Raw genomic sequence first — 24,511 nt, forward strand, 5'->3', positions numbered from 1 at the left:
ACATGCTGTCGATCACGCAAGGACCAACCGATGTTCCGCTGCTGGAAACCACCATTGGCGAGGCCTTGTCGCTGGCGGCGGTGCGCTGGGGGGACGGGCTGGCGCTCGTCTCCCGCCATCAGGGCATTCGCTGGACTTGGGCCGAACTGAACCATCAGGCCGAGCGTGTGGCCTGCGGTCTGCTCGCGCATGGCATCGGCAAGGGCGACCGGGTGGGGATCTGGTCGCCCAATTGCGCGGAATGGACGGTGATCCAGTTCGCCACCGCCAAGATCGGCGCCATTCTGGTGAACATCAACCCGGCCTATCGCAGCGGGGAGGCGCACTATGCGCTGGGCAAGGTGGGATGCCGCGCTTTGGTCACCGCGCCCTCGTTCAAATCCAGCGATTATATCGCCATGCTGCGCGAGATCGACCGCGCCACCCTGCCCGATCTGCGCCTGCTGGTCTCACTAGGGGAGGAAGCGCACGAAGGTTTCCTGCCCTGGTCCGAATTGGGCGCCGATGTGGATGCCGAGGCCCTGGCGCAGATCGCCGTCACGCTCGACCGGCACGATGCGATCAACATCCAGTTCACCAGCGGCACCACCGGCTTTCCCAAGGGCGCGACACTCACCCACCGCAACATCCTCAACAATGGCTATTTCGCCGGGCGCAACATGCGGCTCACCCCGCAGGACCGCATCTGCATTCCGGTGCCGCTCTACCATTGCTTCGGCATGGTGCTGGGCAATCTGGCCGCGCTGACCAGCGGGGCGGCGATGATCTATCCCGGCCCGGCCTACGATCCCGCTCTGGTGCTGCAAGCCGTGACGGCGGAGCGCTGCACCGCGCTGCATGGCGTGCCGACGATGCTGATCACCATCCTCAACCACCCCGATCTGGAGCGCAGCGATGTCTCCACCCTGCGCACCGGCATCATGGCGGGCGCACTATGCCCCCGCGCGATGATGGAGCGCATCATCGAACATCTCAACATGCGCGAGGTGACCATCGGCTATGGCATGACCGAGACCAGCCCGCTCACCACCCAGACGCTGGCCGATGAGGGGATCGAGGAAAGGGTCTCCACCGTGGGGCGGGTGCATCACCATGCTCAGGCCAAGGTGATCGGCCCGGATGGGCAAACGCTGGAGGTTGGCCAGCAGGGCGAATATTGCTCACGCGGCTATGCCGTGATGCAGGGCTATTGGGGCGATCCGGCCAAGACTGCCGAGGCCATCGATGCTGAAGGCTGGATGCATTCCGGCGATCTGGCGGTGATGGATGAGCGCGGCTTTGTCCGCATCACCGGGCGCATCAAGGATATGATCATCCGCGGCGGCGAGAACATCTATCCCAAGGAAATCGAGGAATTCCTCCTTTCGCATCCCGATATCGTCGATGCTCAGGTCTTCGGCGTCAGCGATGACACATTCGGTGAGGAGGTCTGCGCCTGGGTCATCGCGCGGGATGGCGGCACTCTGCAGGACAGTGATGTCATCGCTCACTGCAAGGGCCGGATCGCGCATTACAAGGTGCCACGCTATGTCCGCATTGTGGAGGTTTTCCCCATGACGGTGACCGGCAAGGCCCAGAAGTTCGAGATGCGCAAGATCATGGAATGTGCGCTGCGTGGGGGCGATTGACCGTGGCTGATCTGCCTTTGCATTACGATCCGCAAGGCCTGTCTGCCCTGCTCGACACGATGTTCCATCCGGAAGCGCGGAGGCGCTATGGATCGGTGGTCTGGGTGGAGCCCGGCCATGTGCGCCTCAGCCTGACGCCGCCGGAGGATTGCCTGAGGCCGGGCGCGATCATCTCCGGCCCGACGCTGATGGGGCTGGCCGATGTCGGCGCCTTTGCGGTGATCGCGGCGCATCTCGGCCCGGTAACGATGGCGCTGACCACCACGCTGACGATCAATTTTCTGCGCGCGGCCTATGGAGATGCGCCATTAATCGCCGATGCCCATCTGCTCAAGCTGGGCCGCAGGCTGGCGACGGCAGAAGTACGGTTTTCGCAAGAAAGCGTGGGGTTGGTCGCGCAGGCCACGGTCGGCTTTGCCTTGCCGGGTGAAAAGGGGGCAAGCCCGAAAGCCGACGGATAGTGTCTTGCCGGTCCCCCCTTGCTCAGCGTGGTTGCCGCTGGGCAAGGAGTTTGGTTGCGGCGGCCAATCCGGCATATGCCGCCTCCGCCACGGCCTCGCCATCCGCGATGAGCGCGGCCAGCGTCGCGCCGGCGAAGGTATCGCCCGCGCCGGTGGTGTCCATCGTGTCCAGCATGGCGGTGGAAAGTGTGACGCTGCGCCCGCGATGGTGGATATGGACACCGCGCTCGCCATCGGTTTCGAACACCAGTTGATGCGCCGGGAACCCATCGGTGTTCGACCCGAGAAAATCGCGCTCATGGCGGTTGAGGAAGATGATCGCCGCCCTTTGCCTTAGCGTGTCGCGCAGGGCGCCGGGAAAGCTGGTGGCATCGGCCTTGACGATCCACGCCAGCTTCTGCCCGGCGCGCATCAGGGAGAGCGCTTCCTCGGCCATGCTGCTTTGCCCGGCGGAGACGACGATCCAGTCAGCGCGTTGAATGGCGGCTTTCTGCGAGGCGGACAGGCCGGTGGCAACGGCATCGCCCCGATCCAGAAAGCAGCAATAATGGCCGTCCGGGCGGTGGATCAGCACGCAGACCGGCGTGCGGCAGGCGGCGCTTTGCACAAGGGCATCGGTGGCAAAGCCACGCTGGCGCAGATGGTCGATCATGGTGGCGCCGGGCGCATCGGCGCCGATGTTGGCGATCAGCGTGGCATCATGGCCGGCGTGCAGCAGGGCCTCTCCGGCATAGACGGGCGCTCCCCCGATGCGTGGCCAGCCTTGATCGGCGATCCGGATGGCATTGGTGCCTTCGGGCTGCAGCGCGCCATCGGCCCGGGCGATAAAATCCAGTGTCGCATAGCCGATGAGGGCAATGGAGGTGCTGAGCGACATGGTGCGGCTTCCCTTTCGGCCCATGGGGCGCCTGACGTAGCGCCCGCAAAAACGTGTTGCGACAGCTACGGCCAGTCGATATGAAAAACAAGTGAAACGTTACATGATTGTCTTAATTGGGCGTTAGACGAGCATCAGCGGCGAGTCGCAGCGGCTCGCGGAAAGGGGTGTGATGATTTCTCGACTGGATAAACGATGGCTGCAGACGGCCTCTGGCGTGGCACTGGTTCTGGCGGGCGCGCAGGCCGCTCAGGCGGAGGATGCGCCCACGGACGCGCCGCGCAGCGACATCATCGTCACCGCGCAAAAGCTGGGTGCGGGCAAGGCGCGCGCCACCTTCCAGCTGGACCGCGCTGATATCGATGACCGCCCGCTGGGCGCCGATATCACGCAGAGCCTTGAAAAGGTGCCGGGCGTGAAGGTCTCCACGGGTGACGCACGCGGTGGCTCCTTCTCCTTTGAAATCTTTATGCGCGGCCTCAACAAGGAGCAGATCGGCTTTACGCTGGATGGCATCCCCACGGGCGACGCGCGTTTCAACGGCGGTTCGCCGCCGCAGCGCTTCATCGAATCCAGCAACATCGGCACGATTGTCGTTTCGCAGAGCGCGGGCGATGTCGGCGCGCCCTCACGCTTCGCGCTGGGCGGCTTTATCGATTTCCGCTCGGACGATCCGGCAAAAACCTTCACCGTGACGGGTGAGGGCGGCGTGGGCAGCTACAATTATCACCGCGAATATCTGCGCGTGGACACCGGCACGCTGCCCGGCAACATCGCCATGTATGGCAGCTTCTCGCACCAGTATAACGACAATTGGGCCGGGCCGAACGCCCGCCGCTCCTACCGTGATCATGGCGAGTTCAAGGCGGTGAAGCTGTTCGACAATGGCTCCTTCCTGAAGGCGCGCGTGTCTTACAACAGCCAGTTTGACAATGATTTCAACATCGTCACCCTGCCGCAATTCCTCGCCAATCCCAAGAGCGATGGCCTCAACGATGTGCTGACGGGCATTCCCAACAAGGATCTGTACTACGGCGGCACCTTTGGCGGTGAACGGCGCGATTTCCTCGCCTATATCAACGGCAAGGCGGTGCTGGGCGACCATGTGACGCTGACGGCCAACCCCTATTACCAGACTTTGGACGGCTATTCGCTCAGCTATCAGAACGCGCATCGCCAGCTGACGGGCAGCGATCCCTATGCGGTGACGGGCTACAACGCCACGGGCGGCGCGATCCGTCCCGCGCTGGTCACCACATCGAACCCCAATGTCTATGGCGGCCCCGCCGATATGCGCGTCACGCCGCGCAAGCGTGAGCGTTACGGCGCCACCGGCGAGCTGAAGGTCAGCGATCTGATCCCGCGCAACACGCTGCGTTTCGGTGCCTGGTACGATGGCGGCACCTCCACCGAGGAGCGCGATTACTATCAGATCATCCCCAGCACCACGACGCTGGCGTGGAAGGGTGGCACGCCCTCTTACGTCGCCTACAACCGCTGGACCTCGATCTCCACGCTGGAGCTTTACGCGCAGGATTCCTTCCAGATCATCCCCGATGTGCTGCGGCTGGATGCCGGGATCACCTGGTATCATATCCGCTACAAGGCGCGCTCGCCGCTGGAATATTCGGCGAAGCTGGACTTTGTGCAGACCTCTCCGGTGCAGCCTAAGATCGCGCTCAGCCTGAAACCGGCGGACCATTGGGAGATCTTCGGCGGCTATGCGCAGAACTTCTCAGGGATATCGGAGGACGCTTTCCTCGGCTCGACGGCGGTGATCCAGCCGGGGGATTTGAAGCCCCTGCAGTCGATCAACTATGATGGCGGCATCCGCTATACGCGCAGCCATTACGCCTTCTCGGTGCAGGGTTACCATGTGCATCTGAAGAATGGCGTGGGCATCGTGCCCAACGATCCCACCGTCACCGACCCCATCGACATCCAGCGCGGCAATGTGGCGACGCGCGCCGCCTCGATCCTTGGCCAGTCGACCAATGGCGTGGAATTCAGCGGGCTGGCGACCTACAAATGGGTCGATCTCTATGCCTCCTATTCGTATCAGCGCGCGCATTATGACAACGCCGCCGTGGGCACGCTGGACCGCAAGAATCTGGACTCGGTGGGCATCATTGCGGGCAGCGATGTGCGCGATATCCCGCGCAACAGCCTCTATGCCGAGGTGACGCTGAAACCCATCGAACCGCTGCGCCTTCAGGCCAATGTCAACCATATCAGCAGCCGGGTGGGCGGGGATATCATTGCACCCAACACCTATCAGGAAGTCGCGATCGAGCGCATTCCCGGCTACACGCTGGTTGGCCTTTCGGCGCGCTACAGTCTGGCCAAACATGGGCCGCTGAAGAACGCCTCGGTGCAGCTCAATGTCGATAATCTGCTGAACACCAGCTATCTGGGTTCGGTCAGCAGCGCGACGGCGACGGCGACGGAAACCGGCCTGCCGGGGCGCTCGCTGGGGCGGTATTTCGTGGGGGCGCCGCGTACCTTCACGGCATCGTTTCAGGCCAAATTCTGAGCAGGTTCCCGGGGGAGGCGGCGGTTTTGCCCGCCGCCGCTTCCGCCGGCGTTTACCTGCAGAGGGCTTTGGCGACGGCTTTGGGCTTTGCCATGATCTCCAAAGCGATCACCTGCGTGGGATGGTTGGCGGCAAAGTTGTTGTCGGTCACGAAAACCAGACTGGCATGGCCATTGGACAAGGCCGGCCCCAGCGCCATGCCCTCGACATTATCGACAGCCGGGATCGGCAAAGCGGAGAGATCGATGGCAAGCCTCTTGCGCATCGGTTTGAAGCCGCCATCACGCAAAGAGGTGATCCGCGCCACGTCGCTGGCCCCATCGGAGGCGGCGCAATAGACCCGGCTGCGATAGCGGAAATCCATCTTTCCAATTTCCACGCCAGAGCGTTCCAGCACCAGCAAATGGCGCGCATCGAGCGGAAGGATTTCGCTGACGCCATTGTCGGCCAGCTTGCCTGCGGGGAAGGGGCCGATGGGATCGACGGGATAGGCCAGTTGGCGCAGCAACCGCCCCGATGGCCAGCTGAGCCGGGTAAAGCGCACCATGGTCCCCTGCGCGGCGCTGGCCAGAGGCCCGTCCTGCTGGAGCGGCGCCTCCATCGAAAGCCAAAGCTGGCGGCCCTTCGCGGCAAAGCCCAGACCTTCGAAAGAGAGATTGGGGCGCGGCCCTGTCTGCCGCAGCGGATCATAGGCAAGGTTCGCGGGCAGGGGCAGCTTGCCCAGCGGAGACCCATCCAGACGCGCGCGCCTTACCGAAGGCCCGAAAGCATCCTTCGCATCGCCCTCGCTGGACCAGACCAGGCTCTTGCCGTCGGGCGCCACGCGGATGCTTTCGGCATCCGAAGCCTCGCTGCCTGTGCCGGGTGCGGGGAAGAGGGAACCATCCTCGCGATGCAGGAACACCGGGTGCAAGCCGTCGATGCGGGGCGGCTGCCCATGGTCATAGGCGATCCGCGCCCGCCACAGCCGCGCCGGGCCATGTTCGGAGCGGTCGTCGGAGATCAGGAACCAGTCGTGCGATAGGGGATCGTAATCCACGCCTGACAGGCCGCCGATTTGCAGGCCATCGATGTGCGCGTCCGGTGGGAGCACCGCCATGCCGATCAACGCGTAAGGTTGGCCGGGATCGGCAGCCTGCAGGGGTGCTGCGCCAAGTCCAAGCAGCAGCGCCCCGGCGATCCGCTTCCTCACCGTGTGGCCGCCCCGATCAGCGTGTCGCGATAGAGCGCGATCAGCGCCTGCGCATCCACCGTGCGGCAGGCTTTGTGCGAGGGCCGACCGTCCCATGCGCCCGGCGGAAAGGTCTGATGATCGGGCTTTTGCATCGTCGCGCCGATGGCCACGCTTTCCGTCGCCACGCGGATCGGGCCAGAGACCGTCTCGAACAGATCGGGCCGCACCAGACAGGCCGCCGCCGCCACATCATGGATGCAGCAGCCGTCGATCCCGTCATGCTCGCGATAGAGCGCCTCATAGTTGCGGGAGATGTCCCAGAGAAACTGCCCATCCGCGCCGCCCTGCTCGGCGATCAGCCGCGCCTCATCCTGCGAGAGAATGCAGGAGGAGGTCACATCCAGCCCGACCATCGTCACCGGCCATGGCGCGCCCAGCACCAGATCGGCGGCATGGGGATCATTGGCGATGTTGGCCTCGGCCACGGGCGAGACATTGCCGCGCCGCCCGGCAAAGCCGAAGGCCCCGCCCATCACCACCACCTGTTTCACCAGCGGCGCAATGCCCGGATCGAGCTGCAAAGCCAGCGCCAGATTGGTCAGCGGGGCGATGGCCAGCAGGCTGATCTCGCCGGGATGGGCGTGCACCAGACGCACAATGGCCTCGGCAGCGCTTTCCGCTTCGGGCGGGCTGTCGAAGCCATCGGCCAGACCGGCATCGCCCAGCCCGTCCGCGCCATGGACATGGGTGGCAAGCTGCCTGCGCTCCATCCCGATCGGCATATCGGCGCCGGGATGGATCGGGGCCTCGATCCCGAAGCGTTGCGCCAGCAGATGGGCGTTGCGGGTGGTGAGAGCCACGCCGCCATTGCCGAAGACGGTGGTGATCGCCTCGATCCGCACATCTGCGCGGTGGCGCAGGAACAGCAGGGCCATGGCATCGTCGATGCCCGGATCGGTGTCGAGGATGATGCGGTGCTGCGGGATGCTCATGGGTAGACGCTCCGGCACACGGCTTCGCATTTGGCCAGATCGAAGCTGCCTTCGCTGCGCACGCCTGATTCCATATCGATCCAGTAAGCAGCGTCGGGCGGTGCTGCGATGGCCTCCAGCGTGGCGGCCACATTGTCGGAATTGATGCCGCCGGAATAGCCGCAGAAGGGGCCGGTCAGATCCAGCGCGGGCCATTGCGTGGGCCGGTTGCCGCGCCCGAAGGAGACGTCGAACAGCCAGTCCAGCCTTGGTTCCGCAGGGAAGTCGCCCAGCGATTGCAGCATGGCACGCAGGCCTTTTCGGCGCCCGAAAGCGATGGTGTTGGCGATCTGCTGCGGGCTCGATCCGGCGAAACCATGGTTGACCTGCACGCGGGTGAAGCCTTGCAGGTCGATGGTGGCGGTCTCGGGCGCATCGGCGATCCGCCGGGCCTGATCGCCGCAGACATGCGCGGCCCAGCGCAGCCCCGGCGCGGCCAGCATCTCACGGCGTGCAGCCGCATCGGGGAACAGCGCTCTGCCCTCCTGCGCCTCATCCAGCAGCATGCCCCATTCGATGGGATAGCGCGCCGACAGCGCCATCATGCCGGGCAGAAGCGAGGGATCGTCCGCCCCGGTAAAGGCGACGAAAAGCGGAGGCGTATGCGTCATGGAGAAAGCCTATGGCAGAAGGGTGAAAAGAAGGCCGATCACGGTGGCGGTCATGCAGCTGGTGAGGAACGCGGCGGCCAGAGCGCGCGGCCCCAGCGCCACGATCTGCGCCGATTTTTCGGGCACGATGGCGGAAAGCATGCCGATCAAAATCGCCACGCTGCCCATATTGCCGAAGCTGCACAGCGCGTAGGTGACCATCAGCGTCCCCTTGGGGGTCAGCGTGCCAGCAGGCAAAGCGGCGAGCTGGCCATAGGCGACGACCTCATTCATCGTCACCTTGGCGCCCAGCAGTTGCCCGATGGTGGTCAGATCCTGCATCGGCGCGCCCATGGCCCAAGCCGCTGGCGCAAAGGCCTGCCCGAAGATCAGCCCCAGCGAGAGCGGCTGGCCATGGATGCTCACCAGCGCCAGCCCCCGGTTCACCAGCGCCACCGTGCCGACAAACACGATCAGCAGCGCCACGATGTTGGCGCCCATCTGGATCGCCTTGATCGTGCCGGTGGTCAGCGCATCGAGGCTGGAGCGATAGGGGCTGGAGAGATCGAGCGGCACCTTCTCCGCATCGCTGTCGGGCGGGATGATCGCGCGGGCCAGCGCAATCGCCATCGGCGTGCTGACCAGCGAGGCGGTCAGCAGATGCTCGAAGGCATGGGGGATGTGGGGCGCCAGCACCGAGCCCAGCAGGATCATCATCGACCCCGCGATCACCGACATGCCGTCGACCATGATGATAAACAGCTCCCCGCGTGACAGGCGGGGCAGCAGCGGGCGCACCAGCAAGGGTGCCTCGACCATGCCCAGAAAGATGCAGGCCGATGTGGAGACCCCCACCGGCCCGCTGACGCCAAACAGCCGCCCGAAGATCCAGGCAAAACCGCGCACCAGAATCTGCAGCAGCCGCCAATGCCACAGCAGCGCGGCCAGAGCGCTGACCAGCAGAATTGCGGGCAGGGCCTGAAAAGCGAAGATAAAGGTGGAGGTGGCACCCGGCGCGCGCAGATAGGGTTCCGGCCCGCCGCCCAGATAGCCGAAGACGAAACGCGCGCCATCGGTGGCCGAGGACTGCACGGCATCGACACCATGGGCCAAGCCGCCCAGCAGGCTGGTGATGACGGGAACGCGGGTGAGCAGCAGGGCAAAGCCAAGCTGATAAGCCAGAGCGGTCACAAGGCCGCGCCATGGGAAGCCCCGGCGCTGGTCCGAAAGCAGCCATGCCACGCCGGCGAAACCCACCATGCCAAGCAGGGCGCGCGCGATTTCAGACGGCATCAGCGGCTCTCCCGTGCTGGTGGTGTGCGATCGTGCTCATTCTTGAGTGAAACGTTTCATATTGTCAAGCACTGCCGTCGGTGAGCATGGCGGTGGCGATCTCTGCTGCCCATGGCATGGCTTCGGCGGCGCCTTGTCTGGTGACCTGAAGCGATGCGGCGGTGTTGGCTTGCGTCATGGCGTCGGCCATCGGCTGCCCTGCGGCAAGGGCGGCGCAGAGTGTGCCGCAGAAGCAGTCTCCGGCGCCGGTGGTGTCACGGACATGGGACGCCTTGCGGCCCGGCACCATGGCATGATGATCGGCGGTGACAGACAGCGCACCGGCAGCGCCCAGCGTGACAATGATGGTCTGATCCGGGGCGGTCAGCAGCGATCGGGCGGCGGCGCGAAGGGCTGGTTCGGAAAGCTCGGGCATGGCGCCCGCATAGAAGGCCAGTTCGGTCTCGTTCATGACAAGCACGTCGCTCAGAGCGAAAAGGTCGCGCCCCTCGGGCAGAGCGGGGGCGGTGTTCAGCACGGTTTGCGCGCCAAAGGCCCGTGCCTGCTGGAAAAATCCGGCGATGGCTTCGGCGGGAACTTCCAGCTGAGCGAGGCAGATATCGTTGGAAGCCAGCACCAACCCCTGCGGCGAAGACACCGTCTCATTGGCGCCGCCGATGACGATGATGGCGTTCTCCCCGAAAGCATCCAGCATGACGCAGGCGTTGCCTGTCGTTGCTTCGGGATGGATCGCCACACCCGCCAGATCCAGATCGGGTGCCAGCGCGGCCAGTCGGCCAAGCACGGCATCATCGGCCCCCACCGCGCCATGCAGCGCTGTTTGAGCCCCCGCGCGTGAGGCCGCCACCGCCTGATTGGCGCCCTTGCCGCCCAGGCCGACCTGCATCGACAGGCCCCGGATGGTCTCGCCGGGCTGGGGGAAATGCCCCAGCTGCAACTGGGTGTCGATGTTGATGCTGCCCAGCACGATCACGCGCCCCTTGGATGCCATTCTGCCTCTCCCTTGCCAGCCCATCCGACTCGCGCCGAATTATTTCATGAAATTTTTTGCCTTCTTCACGCCAAAATCGCTACAGTCTTTTCGCAGGCACCTGTCGCCCGCGCCGGAAAGGACTCGCATGAACCAGAAACGGGCCACGCTGAAGGATGTGGCGGCCAGGGCGGGCGTCTCGCTGGCCAGCGTCTCCTATGCGGTCAATGGCACGGGCACGCTGGGCGATGCCATGCGCGCCCATATCCTGCAGGTGGCTGAGGAGCTGGGCTATCGCCAGAACATCGCCGCCAAAAGCGTGCGGACGGGCAAAAGCAGCACGTTGGGTCTGGTCATCCCCGATCTGGCCAATCCTTTCTTCCCCAATCTGGTGCAGGCGGTGATCCAGCGCGCGCGCCAGCATGGCTACACCGTGGTCGTCATCGATGTGGAGGACGATCAGGATCTGGAACGCAAGGCGATGCAGACGCTGGAAAGCCATGGCGTGGACGGCATCATCTGGTTCCCCATCCGCGATGAAAACACCGCCGTCGAGGGCACCGGCTCCGTGCCGATGGTGGTGCTGGACCGGGTGATCCCCGGCTTCGAAACCGTCCGTGCCGATGATCTGGCGGCGGGCGAACTGGCGGCGGCGCATCTGCTGGAACTGGGCCATCGCCGCTTCGGCATCGTCTCGGGCCCTTGCAGCATCCGCAGCATGGCCGACCGGTGCAAAGGCGCGCGCGACCGTATCGCCGGCGCGGGCGAGGTGATCTTCCATGTCGAGACCGGCTATTCGCGCGATCTGGAACCTTCTGTGCAGCAGGCGTTGGAGGGCCAGAACGTCACCGCGATCATCACCGGCGGCGATATGATCGCCATCGGCGTGATGCGCCACCTGCAAGCCATCGGCAAGCGCGTGCCCGAGGATGTCTCGGTGATGGGCATGGATGATATCCCCTGGGCGCAGCTCAGCACGCCGCCGCTCACCACGGTGGAGATCCCCATCGAGGATATGGCCATCGAGGCGGTGGATGGCGTGATCCGCCGCATGGAAGCCGATGGCGAGAGAAGCCGCAGGGTGATCCTCGATCCTGGGCTGGTGGTGCGCCAGTCCACGGCGCGGGTTCCTCACTGAGTTTCAGCGCGGTTTTTCGGCACGGCTCGCCGGATCTGCCTTCAGGCATCAGGCCAGAAAGGCGGTCAGGTCTCTGTCGGTGACATGCAGGGCCTCGATTGTGCCGAATTCCTCCATCAGGAAATCGATCGTGGCGCGAACCCGTGCCGCGATCAGCGCGCGATGCGGGTAAAGCAGCACCATCTCCCGCGCCGTGGCATGGCGCTGCTCGGGCAGCAGAATGCGCAGCCGCCCCGCGCGGATCAAGGGCCAGGCGTAATGCAGGCCGACCTGCGCAATGCCCAGCCCGTCCACCGCCGCCAGCATCGCCGCCTCCGGATCGGAGATGATCAGGGCGGCAGGATCGGGCACAAGCTCCGCCACGCCGCCATCGGCGGTGCGGATGCTCCAGGCCGAGGTGCGTCCGTCCAGAAAGCGCACCGCGATCAATCGATGGTTTTGCAGATCGGGCCCATGTCGGGGAATGCCGTGCCGGGCGAGATAGTCGGGCGACGCCACCAGCACCATCTGCATGGTGTGGATCTTTCTGGCCACCAGCCCTGAATCCGGGATCACCCCGCCGCGAAAGGCCAGATCATAGCCGTCGCGCACAAGATCGACCTGATGGTCATCGAGATCGATCTGCGGCACCAGAGCGGGAAAGCGCGCCATCAGCCGGGGCAAAAGCGGCAGCAGGAAATGGCGGCCGAAGCCGTTGCTGCACGATATCCTGACCTTGCCCACCGGTTCGACGCGTTGGGTGGACACGGTTTCGACAGCGGCGTCGAGCGCATCGATGGCCTCCCGCGCCTTGAGCAGAAACATGTGTCCCTCGGCGGTGATTTGCAGGGAGCGGGTCGTCCTGTTGATCAGCCGGACACCCAGAGCCCCCTCCAGCCCGGCAATGTTCTTGCCGACCGCCGCCGCGGAGACGCCGAGATGCCGCGCCGCCGCCGCAAAAGACCCGCGGTCCGCCGCCTGAATGAAGGACAGCATCGCCCGCACGCGTTGGGTGGAGTCCATGGCTCGATTATAAACCTTGAGTTGGGAGTGGCGTAACCATTCGATCAATTATCATTGCGAAGCAAAGCTGTCACTCGGTGTGCCGACACTTCGGAAAGGAACTTTGGCATGCAATCCACGTCGCACCGTCAACACAGCCTGCTGCTTGGGGCAACGCAGGGGATCGGCTTTGCGCTGGCCCGCAGGCTGGGCCGTAAACACCACCATGTCACCGTGACAGGTCGCAGTCAGGCCAGCATCGATCAGGCCCTGCTTCGCCTGCGCAGCGCCCATCCCGAAGGGAGCTTCGACGGTTTCATTCTGGACCTGAAGGACCATCAGGCCGCGCATCACATTCTGGCAGCCACGGCAGGCCCGATCGACCATCTGGTGCTGTGCGGCAGTTCGGAGGCGGCATGGGGCCCCTTCGAGAGCCTGACGGCGGATGCGCTTGAACGGGCTCTGGGCATGAAGGTGGTCGGCTATCTCAATGCGGTTCAGGCGATGCTGCCTCATCTGGCGCCACAAGGCACGGTGACCTTTATTGGCGGCGCCGCCTCGCGCGCGGCGATGGCCGGTTCCGTCGGGATCGCGGCGACGAATGGCGCGCTGGAGGCTGTGACCCGGAGTCTGGCCCGGGAACTGGCGCCACGCCGGGTCAATCTGATTGCGCCGGGGCTGACCAGCACCGAATTTTGGGAAACCATGCCCGAAGCGGAAAGGGAGGCGCATTTCGCTTCCTTCACCGCCAGATTGCCTCTGCGCCGGGCCGGACTGCCGGAAGAAAGCGCCGATGCCATCGCCTTTGTGATCGCCAATGGCTATGTCACCGGCTCGGTGATTGATGTCGATGGCGGCTGGCATCTGGGCTGATCCCATGCCCGCGTGATGGGGCAGGTTCATGCCTGGGCGCCTCTCAGGCCGTTGAAGCCGCGATCAGCGCCTGCGCCATGGCGTGGGCCTGTTGCGGTGAAGGGCTCACCGCCATCGGGATGCCGAAAGCCCTGGCGGCCATGGCGCTTTGGGCCTCAAGGGCAAGGCGCTTCCCGGCATCGGGCTCGACAGTGATCAGCGACAGGCAGAGTGCCGCCAGCCCCTCGCGGTTCTGCTTGAGCCACAGGGCGCGCTGCTTGCGATCCTCATGCTCTTCCTCGGCCCGGCCGTCGGGGAAGAGCAGCACGAAGGGGCGCCCCTGAGCGAGCAGTGCATCCATCTCCTGCTGCCAGAGGGCAGCATAGCCGGGTGTGGCGGCCTCGCTGCGGAACAGCACGATGGGGAAATGCGCGAGATCGTGAAGGGTGAAGCTGTGATCAGGCTGCATGGGCGTTCTCCCGGATCGCGGCGCAGCGGCTGAGCAACTGCGCCACCGCGCGGCGTGAGGCGAGGATTTCATCATTGGCGGCGATGCGCATATCGGCCTCATACTCGGCGATGGCGGCGGGTAGACTGATGGCCCCTCGGGCGGCTTTGCCCAAAGCGGCGGCAAGGCGCGCGGCATCGTCCAGCGCGCTGTTGGCGCCCACGCCGCCCGCCGGGTCCATGGGATGGATCGCATCGCCCAGCAGGGTGATGCGCGAGGGCGCCCATGGCACCAGCGGCATGGCGCTGCGCACCGGCAACACATGGATCGCCCCCGGATCGGAGCGTTGGAACAGGGCGCGCAGCGCCGGGGCCCAGCCGCGCGTCAGTTCCATGATCGCGGCCTGAGCGCGGGCACTCGTCTGCCGGGAAAGATTGCCCGCCTCGCCGAAGATCGCAGCCACTGGGCCGGTGATTGACCATGACAGGCGATCTGTCTCATCGGGCGCGTGAAAACGCATGGGATCGATGCTGGCGGTCATGCCATCCACCACGACCAGCGATGGCGCGGTGAGCAGCGGGCCATCGCTGGCGCTATGGGGCTGAAAGGGGGCATGGCCATGGATGCAGACCGCGCCGGTTTCCACCGGCTCGGCGGCGGGCAGGCGCTGGCGCCTGAGCAGCGAACCGGCCCCATCCGCGGCCACGACGATATCGGCCAGACTCTGCGAACCGTCGCTGAACTGCAGGCTGACTGTGCCGTCCGGCAGCTCCTGCGCCTGATGGCAGCTTTTGCCCATATGGAGCTGATCCCCGATGCCGCTGGCCAGCACCGCCCGCAGGGTGAGGCGATGCGCGCGCAGATCGGCAACCTCTTCATCGCAGAGGGCATGGGCGGCGATGGCATGGCGCCCGCTCACCGCGCGCAACTGGGTGTCGAGCAGGCGGCAGGGCGCTGTCGGCAGGGCGCAGCGCTCTTCCAGCAGGCCATACAGCGCGGGCGGCAGGCATTGGGCCAAAGCGCGGCGGCCCATGCTATCGATGCGGATGCGATGGTTGCGGCCTGCGCCCTCAAGGCTCTCGTCGCGTTCATACAGCTCGAAGGAGATGCCCTGCCGTTTCAGCCCCTGCGCCAGACAGAGCCCGCCGGGCCCGGCGCCGATGATGGCGATATGAGGAGACGATGATGCCATGGGGGATGCTCCGCTCTGTCGCTGGGAGCCTCAGGCTAGATCAGGACGCAAAAGCCTGATAATCGCATATGGCCCAAAAATAGTGAGATATGGCCAAAATGCAGCCTGCGAAGGGAGCGCGATATGCGCGATGAGGATCTGGCCGCCGAATTTATCGAGCGTGCCGATGGCGCCCCGCTGATCGCCTTCGCCGGCAGCGACGCGCCCGAAAGCCACTACCGGATGGGCACGGTGCAATATGACTGGCACAGTCATGTGCGCGGTCAGGTCTTCTGCGTGGAGAGCGGGCTGGTGCATGTCCGCACCTCGCATGGGTCATGGCTGTTGCCGCCGCATCGCGCGGGCTGGATTCCGCCGGGTGAGCCGCATTGGGTGCATATGGTCGGCGCGCAAAGCGGCTGGAGCGTGATCGTCGCGCCCGAGCCTGCGCGGCTCCTGCCGGACCGCCCGGCGGTGTTCGGCATCAGCGAGGTGATGCGCGCTTTGGTGCGCCGCGCGGTCTGCTGGGATGAGATGGTCAGCCTGCAACCGGCGCAGGAACGGCTGATGCAGGTGCTGCTCGACGAGATGGTGCAGGCCCCGCAGGAGCCTTTACATCTGCCCATGCCCCGCGACGCGCGTCTTGCCCGCATCGCCCGCGCCCTGTTCGATGCGCCCGATGATCCGCGCGGGCTTGAAGAGTGGGCGAAATGGGGCGGGGTGTCCCCGCGCAGCCTGCGCCGTTTGATGCTGGCGGAAACCGGCATGAGTTTCGGCGCCTGGCGCCAGCAGGCCAGCCTGACCCGCGCGCTGGAGATGCTGGCGCAGGGGCAGGCCGTGGCCGTGGTGGCCGACGCGCTGGGCTATGCCGCGCCCAGCAATTTCATCGCCATGTTCCGCCGCGCCTTTGGCGAGACGCCTGCGCGCTATTTCGCCAGGGGCAAGGACAGCGCCTTGCCGAAAGGCGCGCCGCTGTAGATCGGGCGCCCCGCCGTCAACAGCTGCGGGCGCACCACATCATTGGTTGTGGCCATCAAAACATCGAGACCACGCCGCCTTGCGCCACATAGGCCCGATAGGCATCGAGTTGCCGACCCATCATCTGGACCCTGTCGCGGGACAGGATCGGTCACAGGCTTTTTGGGGCGGCATGGGCCCATCGGGTGCGCAGCATTTTTGCGGCCTCCTTGGGGCGGCGATCCCGCGTGAAGACGCCTTTCAGATTGAGCGATCCCACGCGCATGATGTTCTGCGATGTCTTGAAATCGGCGAAGGCCCAGGGATGGGTGCCGATGACGAAAGGCAGCCCCGCCAGCACGTCGAGATAGGTGGCGATGAGATCGGACTGGAAATCCTCGCTCCACATTTCGGGTGGCTGGGCATGGATGCCCGCCATGGCATCGGCGCCGAATTCGGTCACGATGATCGGTTTCGCGCCGCATTTTTCGTGCAGACTGCGGATGTCACGCTCCAGCGTCACGCCTGCATCGGCGATCCGGCCCGATCCGGCATACCAGCCATTGTAGCTGTTGGTGCAGATCACATCGCCCTGCGACACCCATTCCACCGGGCCGCCCTGAACGCTGACCAGCGCCACCGGGCGCGTGCTGTCCAAAGAACGCAGATGGGCGAACATATCGGCAAAGAAGGCCGTGCCCTTGGCCACCGCATCGGCAGGCGCGGCTTCCTGAGAATGGAACGGCTTGGTCAGCGGTTCATTGGCAATCGACCACAGGATGACGCAGGCGTGGTTCTTGTCGCGCGAGACCAGATCGGTGATATCCTCGGTCAATTGCCGGTGGCGTGCGGCGATGGCGGCGGGGGCGTCGGCAAAGGTCATGCTGACCGCCGGGGTTTCCCCGATCACCAGAAAGCCATAGCGGTCCGCCAGCATCATCGCCTCTTCCGAATAGGGGTAGTGCGAGGTGCGGAAGCTGTTCGCCCCGATCCATTTGAGCAGCTCGAAATCGCGCACCAGCGCCGCCAGATCGAGCCCGCGCCCATGCAGGGCAAAATCCTCATGCTTGCCGAAGCCGCGCAGATGGATCGGTTCGCCATTGAGCAGCAGGGCCTCGCCCTTGACCTCGACCGTGCGCAGGCCGACCGGCAGGGCATATTCGTCAAGCGGTGCGCCCGCGCCCAGACGCAGGGTGAGCGTGTAAAGAAAGGGATCGCCCGGCCCCCAGAGACGGGGCGAGGGGACATGGATCGTGGCCAGACCCGAGCCATGGCTGATGGACACAGCCACCTCGATGGGAGACGGCCCGCCGGTGAGCAGCAGTCGCGCCGGGCCAGACCAGCTGCCTGACACCGCCACGCGCACATCCACCAGCGCGGCGCTGCCCGAGCGCCGCGTGGTCACCGTCAGATCGCGCAGATGGATCGCCGGGACCGAGCAAAGCCAGACTGGCCGGTGCAGGCCTGAATAAGGGAAAAAGTCATAGGAGGTTTCGGGCAGATCCTCCTGAGTGAGGTGGAAGGCCTGTGTGTCGGGGATGGCGGGTACGCGATCGATCCGCAGCCGGTTTTCCACCATCACTACCAGACGGTTGGGGCGGTCTGCGCGCACCACATCGCTGGCATCGAAGGCAAAGGGCAGATGGCCGCCCAGATGCTCGCCCAAAAGGTCGCCGTTGAGCCACACTTTGGCGCGATAGACCGCCGATCCGAAGCGCAGGATCAGGCGGCGGTCCCGGCTCGGGGCTTCGGCGTGAAATTCTGTTTGATACCATGCCGGGCCGAAATGATTCTGGGCATCGTCGAACAGGTCGTTCCAGCTGCAGGGGACGGGAATGCGGCGCGCCTGATCGAAGCCTTCGAACCAGCGTTGCGCCTCTCCCTGATCGTCGGGATCGAGGCGGAAATCCCACAGGCCGGACAGATCGCGGGTGGTTCTTGTCGCGCTTTCATGGGGGTAGAGCGGGGTGAAGCGCGGGTTGGCCGGTGTGTCGGCGGCGTCCGGCACAGGTGCGGCGACCGCAACATCGGCCAGCGAGGCGCTGACGGCAAGGCCAGCGCCGACCTCGAACATCTGCCTGCGCGTCAGATCCAGCCCGTGGCGTGTCATGTCGGCCATCTGTCTCTACCCCTTTGTGTGTTGTCTGTTTCGCGGGCATGGTCAGGGCGGCGAATAGGCCCGATGTTGCCCGTTCCGTTTGTTGCTCTGGGCGCCAGTCCCGATTGCGCAAGGCTGCCGGGGCGGAGTGGCGATGGCAACAGGCTAGCAGCGGGTTTATTGTATGACAACTATGCTGTTGCGGGCTCCAGTGGTGCTGTGGGAGGGGAAAGAGTGACCGTTCCGGGTGGCGCATTTGTCTGCTGATTTACGCGGCGGATGGAGTCCGGCGACGGGCCTGCCGGATTGTGCCTTCCCATGGAAAAGCTGGCCAATGATGTCGCAGAAAGCAGCCTGATCGGCGAGCGGGCGGCCTTTTCTGCCGCGTACCGCTCGCCATCGTCAGGTGCAAAAGGGGCTAGGGTTGCGTCGAAGAATGAGGCGTGAGTGCGCGTTCGTATCGTTTGGCTGACGCAGATCTCGATAAAGTTATCATACAATATTCCGATCGGTTGATGAAAGGGCGATTGGCTTTCCCTCCAAACTAGTCGGCTCGTGAGGTCTGGAATGCTGCCTTATCGCGCCAAACTGCCATTGGGGCCCGCTGCTGGGCGATGTGCTCCATGCTTTTCACTTTTTAGCCATCAATGATATTCGGCCTTCTCAAGCCTAAGCGCGGGCCGAGCTGGGTTGGATCGTCCGGATGCCTCCGCGACCTACAATGCTTCCAATCTTCGACCATTCTCATTTATAGTATTGATTTTTAAGTATTATGGTAAAGTGTTCAATGCCATAAAATCCGCAAATCAAGGCTTTTCAAAGTTATCCTACAACTAGTTGTCATACACATTCTTTCCTGCTAGACGACCTGCCTGACAACGATGTCAGATTCTGAAATTGCCCGCTGAGGCAATCGGAAAAAGCCATAAGGCAGGGAGAACCGGGGATGTTTAAGGACAGAATCCATCTGTGCACGGCAAGTTGTGTCGCCGCTTTGCTGGCCGCCACACCGGGGCTGGCGCAGGCCGCCGACCAGGCCGCTGCGCCCGCGCCGACACCAGCAACCGACAGTGCAACGCCGGGGCTGGCCGATATTGTCGTGACCGCCAACCGCCGCTCGGAACGTTTGCAGGATGTGCCGATCTCGGTGACCGCCGTGACCAAGGATGTGCTGGAGCGCCAGAATGTCCGCGACATCTCCGACCTGACCAAGCTGGTGCCCGGCCTGACCATCAATTACGGCTCTCAGCCGGGCAATTTCAGCATCAACATGCGCGGCATCGGCACGCTGTCGAACGGCATTGCGGTGGAATCGGATGTCGCGGTGGTGATCGATGATGTGCCGGTCGGCTTTCAGGCCGCCGCCTTCAAGGATCTGATCGATGTCGAGCGGATCGAGGCGCTGAAAGGTCCACAAAGCACGCTGTTCGGCAAAAGCGCCATCGCCGGTGTGCTCAATGTCACCACCCAGGCGCCGACCAGCACCTGGACCGGGCGTGCCACCGGGCTGGTCACCAATGACCGCGAATGGCGGCTGGGCGGCACGATCTCCGGCCCGATCAGCGATACGCTCAAGATGCGGCTGACCGTGGCCCGCGATTCCTATGCGGGCAATGTCCGCAACATCACCAATGGCAGCTGGCTGAACGGTAGCAAGGGCCTGACGGTGACCGGCAAGCTGCAATGGGACCCGAGTGAGCGCATCACCGTCTCCTTCCAGCCGCGCTTCAACCAGACCGATGCGACCTGCTGCGTCAGCCCGATCAATTCGCTCTCACCCGGCCTGTTCTATCAGGGTATTCCGCAGCTACCGGCGTCGAGCGTGCTGGCGGGCATCCCGGTCAATGATCCGGCCAATACGAAGGTGCGCAATGATTTCCGCTCGGGCGGCGATTCCAGCACCTATGGCGCGACGCTGCGCGCCAGCTACACGCTGGGCGATGGCCAATTGCTGCCGGGCGCCAGCCTGACCTACATCGGCTCCTTCGACCGTTACCAGATGCATGACTATCAGGATATCGACGGCACCGATGCGCCGTTCCTGCTGTATTTCCCGGTCGCGGCGCCCTCGGGCATCAATGGCGGGGCGCGCATTCTGGGCCATTTCCATGCCCGCTCGGTGACGCAGGAACTGCGCCTGACCTCGCCTGCCGGGCAGCATCTGCGTTACACTTTCGGCCTGTGGTATGCGCGCAATTCGCTCGACCGCCTGCTCGATCGTGGGCCGGTGCTGCAATACATCAGATATCTGGCGACGAGCCACAATGAGAACTATTCGTTCTACACCGATCTGTCCTATGATCTGACGCGCAAGATCACGCTGAATGGCGGTTTCCGCCTTAACCGTCAGCATGTCGATTACACCTTTGACAATTACACCGCCGCAGTGCCCTTCCATCTTGGCGGCGGCAGTCTGGACGATGCGATCACCGGAAAGGTCGGCGCGCAATATCATCTGACGCGTGACAATATGCTCTATGCCACCTTCTCCACCGGCTACAAGGGGCAGGCCTATGATCTGGTCAGCACCTTCAACGCCGCCGAGGCAGCAGCGGGCCCGGTCCGTCCCGAAACGGCGAAGAACTATGAAATCGGCTTCAAGAGCAGTCTCTTCGATCACCGCCTTCTGTTCAACACCACACTGTTCTGGACCGATTACCATGGTTTCCAGACGTCTGTGCAGTCCTTCCTGCCGGATGGGACTTATCTGACCTTCCTCAATTCGATCGGAAAACTGCGCACGCGCGGTGTCGAGGTCGATCTGATGGCGCGGCCCACCAATCGCCTGAAGATCAATGCTTCGGGCGCCTTTGATGACGCCAAGATCATCGATTTTCCCTATGGCCCCTGCTATGGCGGGCAAACGGCGGCGCAGGGTTGCGTGCCCGATCCGCGCGTGAGCGTGAACCCCAGCAACATCCAGAACCTTGATGGCAAGCGCCTGAACAATGCGCCCAAATACAAGTTCAACCTTGGCAGCGAGTATGATTTCCCGCTGGGCAAGCCGGATCTGGGTGGCTTCATCACCTTCGCCTATCGCTGGCAGAGCCAGATCAACTTCTCGCTGAACCAGGACCCGGTGACGGTGGAGAAGCCCTATGGCGTTTTCGATGCCTCGATCGGCGGGACGGCCGGTGGTGGCCGCTATAAGCTGACGGTCTTCGTCAACAATCTGTTCGACAAGCATTATGCCGTGGGCCTTGGCAACACGACCTCGGGCTTCAGCGCGCCGGGAGTGGTGGCCTCGGGCACCAACTGGCAGCCGGCGCGGGATTCGTTCCGCTATGTCGGCGTGCGCCTCGATATGGGCTTCTGACCGGCGATCCGCTGCGCCCCTTCCGCGCGTGACAGTGCGGAAGGGGCGCCTGATCTTGCCCCCGCTGCAATTCTAGGCGTTTTTACCCGGCTTGAATGGGGTAAAAAACCTATATCAATTCGTTAGAACCGGCCCCGCCAAGCTTAAGAACCGCTCAGTGGGCGGCCAGACGATCGGCGCGCCCGAGAGGGCTCCTGACCGATCTGGGCCGCATACTCCAGGGAGGGCGAATGCTGACCGTGGACCGGATATCTCCTTTGCCATCCCGAGAGGGCCGCGCCCTTGTCTGCGCCCTTCTGCTGCTCGCGCTTCAGCCGGGCACCGTGGAAGCGCAGGCGGCGCTTCCTGTCATGGGCGCCCGGGCTGATCTTCGCGCCGATCCCGATTGCCACCTCACCAAGATCGTCGAGGTGCCGATGGAATTTGTGCAGAACCATTACGTGGTGAATGCCTTGCTCAATGGAAGGCCGGCCAAAGTGATGGTCGATACCGGTGCAATGAGTTCAGGCCTGCTGTTCAGCGCGATCGAGGCGCTGGGGCTCTCGCATGATGTGGACACATCGCTGGTCCTGTCTGGCGCTGGCGGCAAGATCCCGGCGCAGTTTCCAGCCATTGTCCATTCCTTCAAGGTGGGCGGCATCGACTTCCAGGATGTCTCAACCCCCGGGCTGCCCATGCTTGCCACGGATGCGGCGGCGGGGCCTGTTGGCCTGATGGGGGCGAACCTGCTGTCCAGATATGATGTGGAGTTCAATTTTCCCAACAGCACCATGGCGCTGTGGTCAGCGCAGGGATGCAAGAGCCTGCTTGTGCCGTGGCAAGGCCGGATCACGGCGTTTCGGGCTCATCGCATCCGTGGCAATGCCTTTGTGATCCCGGTTGTTCTCAATGGCCATGTTGTCCAAGCGCTGCTCGACACGGGCTCCGATGCCAGCATGTTGGCGCGCGAGGCGGCGCTGGCGGCCGGCGTGACACCCGAAGCGCTCGAAGCCGACAGGCCGGGCGCCCGATATGGCGTGAGCGGCAAGGTCATGAAAAGCCATCTCCATCACTTCGAGACCCTGCGCATCGGGCCGGAAATCTTTCGGGATGCCGGGGTCATCGTTGCTGACGATATGAAGTCGGACGATGTCGATATGCTCCTGGGCCTCGATTTCATGCGGCGCCGCCGGATCTGGGTGTCCTACACCACGGATGAGGTGTTCATACAGGCGCTCCCTGCGGCGACCACGCCCGGGAATGTGCCGCCTCCTGCCGCCGCGCCGCACATGGCAAGCGAGCCGGTTGTGCAAATCATGCGGCATGATGGTGCGGTTGCGCCAACACCCACGCCAGCCTCGGCACCGGCATCAGGGCTGCCAAACCGGCGCGCCATGCCGATCGGGAATCCGGCCAGCTGGCTGACGTCAGAGAGATATCCCAGCGCCGCCTTGCGGATGGGGGAGCAAGGCGTGGTCGGTTTCGGGCTGACCATCGATCACAACGGTCAGGTGATCGGCTGTAACATCACGCGATCGAGCGGATCGCCCTCGCTGAATGCCGGCACCTGCGCGATTATGATGATGCATGGGCAATTTTCCCCCGCCACGGATGCGGATGGCAAGCCGACCGTGGGCACATACACCAGCTCGGTCCATTGGACGATGCCTCCGGACAAGCAGGTTGCCGTCGCACCCGCGATGCGTCCGCCCGCCCCGTGAGGCAGCGTGGGCGTTCCGCAAGGACGCCCCGTTGGCGGGAAGACAGGGCGGCTTAGCGGGTCCTGGCCGTTCCGCTGCCCACCCAGCTGCGCACGGTGGACAGCAGGCTGGGATAGCTGCTGCCGTGGTAGGTCTTGCCCTTGCCGAACTGGTCGGCCAGCAGGCGATGCGCCTTGCCCAGATCATGATAGGGCAGGGACGGCAGAAGATGGTGAAGCGCATGATAGCGCAGCCCCACAGGCGCCCAGAGCATCGGCAGCAGCGCGGGCGGGGGGACATTGACGGAATCGGCGAATTGCGCGGTCAGGCTCATGGCTTCGCCGGTTTCATTCTTCCAGACATGCGCGCCCAGCGTCCTGACCTGATTGATCAGCGCAACGCCCATCACCACGGCGAAAACCAGCGCCACACTGCGCAGCGACACAAGATGCGTCAGCACCAGCGCCAGGGCGCAGAGGGCCCAGATCGTGCAGCCCGCTTCAAGCAGCAGCCAGCGGTGATAGACCTCCGGCTTGGGCTGGGTGCGGCGATAATCCGGGTTGATGGCAAGGGCAGAGAAGCGGGCCACGATGGCACGGCGCCACTGCGGATTCAAAAGCCCGACAGGCGCCAGAATCGCGAAACGAAGGAACAGACCGATGGGCGCCAGGGCGGCAAGGCCGGTGAAGCCCGCCACCTTGCCCCATCCGGCGCCGGCCAGCGGCAGATATTCCGGATCGCGCGGCGTGCCGTAGCTGGTACGCAGATGATGCTGATTGTGGACGCCCTCATACATGAAGGAGGGCGTCAGCAGCGGAATCCCCACCAGCAGGTTCCAGCCGATATGAAAGCTGCGCATCTTGCGGAACGGGATATGCGTCAGCTCATGAATGAAGCTCTCGGCCCGGTAGAGCGCGAGCACCGCCACGACAAAGCATCCCGCCGCGGCCAGATCGAAAGGCCGGTTGAGCAGCGCCAGCAGGGCGCCATAGCCGATGGTGATCGTGAGCAGCAGGTCGGTCCAGTAGATCGCGGGCTTCGGGCCTGTGAACTGGCGCGCCACCTGGGCGGCGGTGGTCAGCAGGGCCGCATCCTCCTGGTTCTGCTGGCCGGGGGCAGCAGGCGCCGGGATGGGGGCGGCTTCGACAGTCCTTTGGGCGATCGTCATGGATGGGGACATCTTATGCAACATTCCTCGCCGACACAGCGGCGGCCTTTGTAGGTGGTCGGTCTCGTGGGGACCACATACATGATCTTCCAGAGCGCCAAAGCGATTTCGACCGCGCGCCGGTCGTCACACCGGCCTTCTGCGAC

General features: G+C 64.2%; 20 protein-coding genes. 9 read left to right on the forward strand and 11 right to left on the reverse strand.

All coding sequences use genetic code 11. The annotated features are described in order from the left end of the window. Window positions 1-2: 2 nt before the first annotated feature. Together HGK27_RS25745 and HGK27_RS25750 are read left to right on the forward strand one after the other, a co-directional pair. A complete protein-coding gene (locus HGK27_RS25745) occupies window positions 3-1,628 on the forward strand; it encodes an AMP-binding protein (protein WP_206243678.1) in 1,626 nt (541 codons plus the stop codon). A 2-nt stretch (window positions 1,629-1,630) separates the two neighbouring features. Next, the gene (locus tag HGK27_RS25750; RefSeq protein WP_241127472.1) at window positions 1,631-2,089 is read left to right on the forward strand and encodes a PaaI family thioesterase; all 459 of its coding nucleotides are present in this window, start codon (window positions 1,631-1,633) and stop codon (window positions 2,087-2,089) included. Window positions 2,090-2,111: 22 nt separating this feature from the next. On the opposite strand, the gene HGK27_RS25755 is transcribed toward HGK27_RS25750, so the two are convergent. Beyond that, window positions 2,112-2,966 carry a carbohydrate kinase family protein gene (locus HGK27_RS25755; protein ID WP_206243680.1) on the reverse strand — a complete coding sequence of 285 codons (855 nt, stop codon included), beginning with the start codon at window positions 2,964-2,966 and terminating at the stop codon, window positions 2,112-2,114. A 172-nt stretch (window positions 2,967-3,138) separates the two neighbouring features. On the opposite strand from HGK27_RS25755, the gene HGK27_RS25760 reads away from it, so the two are divergent. Then, on the forward strand, window positions 3,139-5,499 hold the full coding sequence (locus HGK27_RS25760; RefSeq protein WP_206243681.1) for a TonB-dependent receptor: 2,361 nt from the start codon (window positions 3,139-3,141) through the stop codon (window positions 5,497-5,499). Between the two features lie 52 nt (window positions 5,500-5,551). Here HGK27_RS25760 and HGK27_RS25765 read toward each other — a convergent pair whose 3' ends face one another. From HGK27_RS25765 to HGK27_RS25785, 5 genes are all read right to left on the reverse strand, one after another. After that, complete coding sequence (locus HGK27_RS25765) at window positions 5,552-6,691, reverse strand: esterase-like activity of phytase family protein (protein ID WP_206243682.1); 1,140 nt, start codon at window positions 6,689-6,691, stop codon at window positions 5,552-5,554. Further along, window positions 6,688-7,665, reverse strand: coding sequence for a nucleoside hydrolase (locus HGK27_RS25770; protein ID WP_241127473.1), 978 nt, complete (start codon window positions 7,663-7,665; stop codon window positions 6,688-6,690). Before HGK27_RS25770 ends, HGK27_RS25765 begins: the two co-directional genes overlap by 4 nt. Further along, window positions 7,662-8,315: a beta/alpha barrel domain-containing protein gene (locus HGK27_RS25775; protein ID WP_206243683.1), complete on the reverse strand. Its 654-nt coding sequence runs from the start codon at window positions 8,313-8,315 to the stop codon at window positions 7,662-7,664. Before HGK27_RS25775 ends, HGK27_RS25770 begins: the two co-directional genes overlap by 4 nt. 9 nt (window positions 8,316-8,324) lie before the next feature. Next, on the reverse strand, window positions 8,325-9,587 hold the full coding sequence (locus HGK27_RS25780) for a NupC/NupG family nucleoside CNT transporter (protein WP_206243684.1): 1,263 nt from the start codon (window positions 9,585-9,587) through the stop codon (window positions 8,325-8,327). A gap of 64 nt (window positions 9,588-9,651) precedes the next feature. Further along, window positions 9,652-10,578, reverse strand: a complete 927-nt coding sequence (locus tag HGK27_RS25785) for a ribokinase (protein ID WP_206243685.1) — start codon at window positions 10,576-10,578, stop codon at window positions 9,652-9,654. 127 nt (window positions 10,579-10,705) lie between these two features. Between HGK27_RS25785 and HGK27_RS25790 the strand changes: the two genes are divergently transcribed. Next, entirely contained in the window at window positions 10,706-11,695 is a 990-nt protein-coding gene (locus HGK27_RS25790; RefSeq protein ID WP_206243686.1) for a LacI family DNA-binding transcriptional regulator, read from the forward strand. 48 nt (window positions 11,696-11,743) lie between these two features. On the opposite strand, the gene HGK27_RS25795 is transcribed toward HGK27_RS25790, so the two are convergent. Further along, window positions 11,744-12,697 (reverse strand): LysR family transcriptional regulator, encoded by a 954-nt coding sequence (locus HGK27_RS25795; RefSeq protein ID WP_206243687.1) that lies wholly within the window; start codon window positions 12,695-12,697, stop codon window positions 11,744-11,746. 108 nt (window positions 12,698-12,805) lie between these two features. On the opposite strand from HGK27_RS25795, the gene HGK27_RS25800 reads away from it, so the two are divergent. Further along, window positions 12,806-13,549 (forward strand): SDR family NAD(P)-dependent oxidoreductase, encoded by a 744-nt coding sequence (locus HGK27_RS25800; protein ID WP_206243688.1) that lies wholly within the window; start codon window positions 12,806-12,808, stop codon window positions 13,547-13,549. A 43-nt stretch (window positions 13,550-13,592) separates the two neighbouring features. On the opposite strand, the gene HGK27_RS25805 is transcribed toward HGK27_RS25800, so the two are convergent. Then, window positions 13,593-13,997 (reverse strand): hypothetical protein, encoded by a 405-nt coding sequence (locus tag HGK27_RS25805; RefSeq protein ID WP_206243689.1) that lies wholly within the window; start codon window positions 13,995-13,997, stop codon window positions 13,593-13,595. Then, window positions 13,987-15,168: an FAD-dependent oxidoreductase gene (locus HGK27_RS25810; protein WP_206243690.1), complete on the reverse strand. Its 1,182-nt coding sequence runs from the start codon at window positions 15,166-15,168 to the stop codon at window positions 13,987-13,989. The genes HGK27_RS25805 and HGK27_RS25810 overlap by 11 nt, the downstream gene beginning before the upstream one ends. Window positions 15,169-15,291: 123 nt before the next feature. Here HGK27_RS25810 and HGK27_RS25815 point away from each other — a divergent pair, with 123 nt between their 5' ends. Next, window positions 15,292-16,125, forward strand: coding sequence for an AraC family transcriptional regulator (locus HGK27_RS25815; RefSeq protein ID WP_206243691.1), 834 nt, complete (start codon window positions 15,292-15,294; stop codon window positions 16,123-16,125). Window positions 16,126-16,276: 151 nt separating this feature from the next. Here HGK27_RS25815 and uidA read toward each other — a convergent pair whose 3' ends face one another. Next, entirely contained in the window at window positions 16,277-18,223 is a 1,947-nt protein-coding gene (gene uidA, locus HGK27_RS25820; RefSeq protein ID WP_206243692.1) for a beta-glucuronidase, read from the reverse strand. Window positions 18,224-18,520: 297 nt separating this feature from the next. On the opposite strand from uidA, the gene HGK27_RS31330 reads away from it, so the two are divergent. The 3 genes from HGK27_RS31330 (at window position 18,521) to HGK27_RS25830 (ending at window position 23,218) form a co-directional block, all read left to right on the forward strand. Then, window positions 18,521-18,649 (forward strand): hypothetical protein, encoded by a 129-nt coding sequence (locus HGK27_RS31330; protein ID WP_274617184.1) that lies wholly within the window; start codon window positions 18,521-18,523, stop codon window positions 18,647-18,649. A 499-nt stretch (window positions 18,650-19,148) separates the two neighbouring features. Beyond that, window positions 19,149-21,518: a TonB-dependent receptor gene (locus HGK27_RS25825; RefSeq protein ID WP_206243693.1), complete on the forward strand. Its 2,370-nt coding sequence runs from the start codon at window positions 19,149-19,151 to the stop codon at window positions 21,516-21,518. 230 nt (window positions 21,519-21,748) lie between these two features. Next, window positions 21,749-23,218 (forward strand): TonB family protein, encoded by a 1,470-nt coding sequence (locus HGK27_RS25830; protein WP_206243694.1) that lies wholly within the window; start codon window positions 21,749-21,751, stop codon window positions 23,216-23,218. A 52-nt stretch (window positions 23,219-23,270) separates the two neighbouring features. Here the strand turns inward: HGK27_RS25830 and HGK27_RS25835 are convergent, their stop codons facing one another. Further along, window positions 23,271-24,365 carry a fatty acid desaturase family protein gene (locus tag HGK27_RS25835; protein WP_206243695.1) on the reverse strand — a complete coding sequence of 365 codons (1,095 nt, stop codon included), beginning with the start codon at window positions 24,363-24,365 and terminating at the stop codon, window positions 23,271-23,273. Window positions 24,366-24,511: the final 146 nt, after the last annotated feature.

Source organism: Novosphingobium terrae (assembly GCF_017163935.1).
In the GTDB taxonomy this organism is placed as follows: domain Bacteria; phylum Pseudomonadota; class Alphaproteobacteria; order Sphingomonadales; family Sphingomonadaceae; genus Novosphingobium; species Novosphingobium terrae.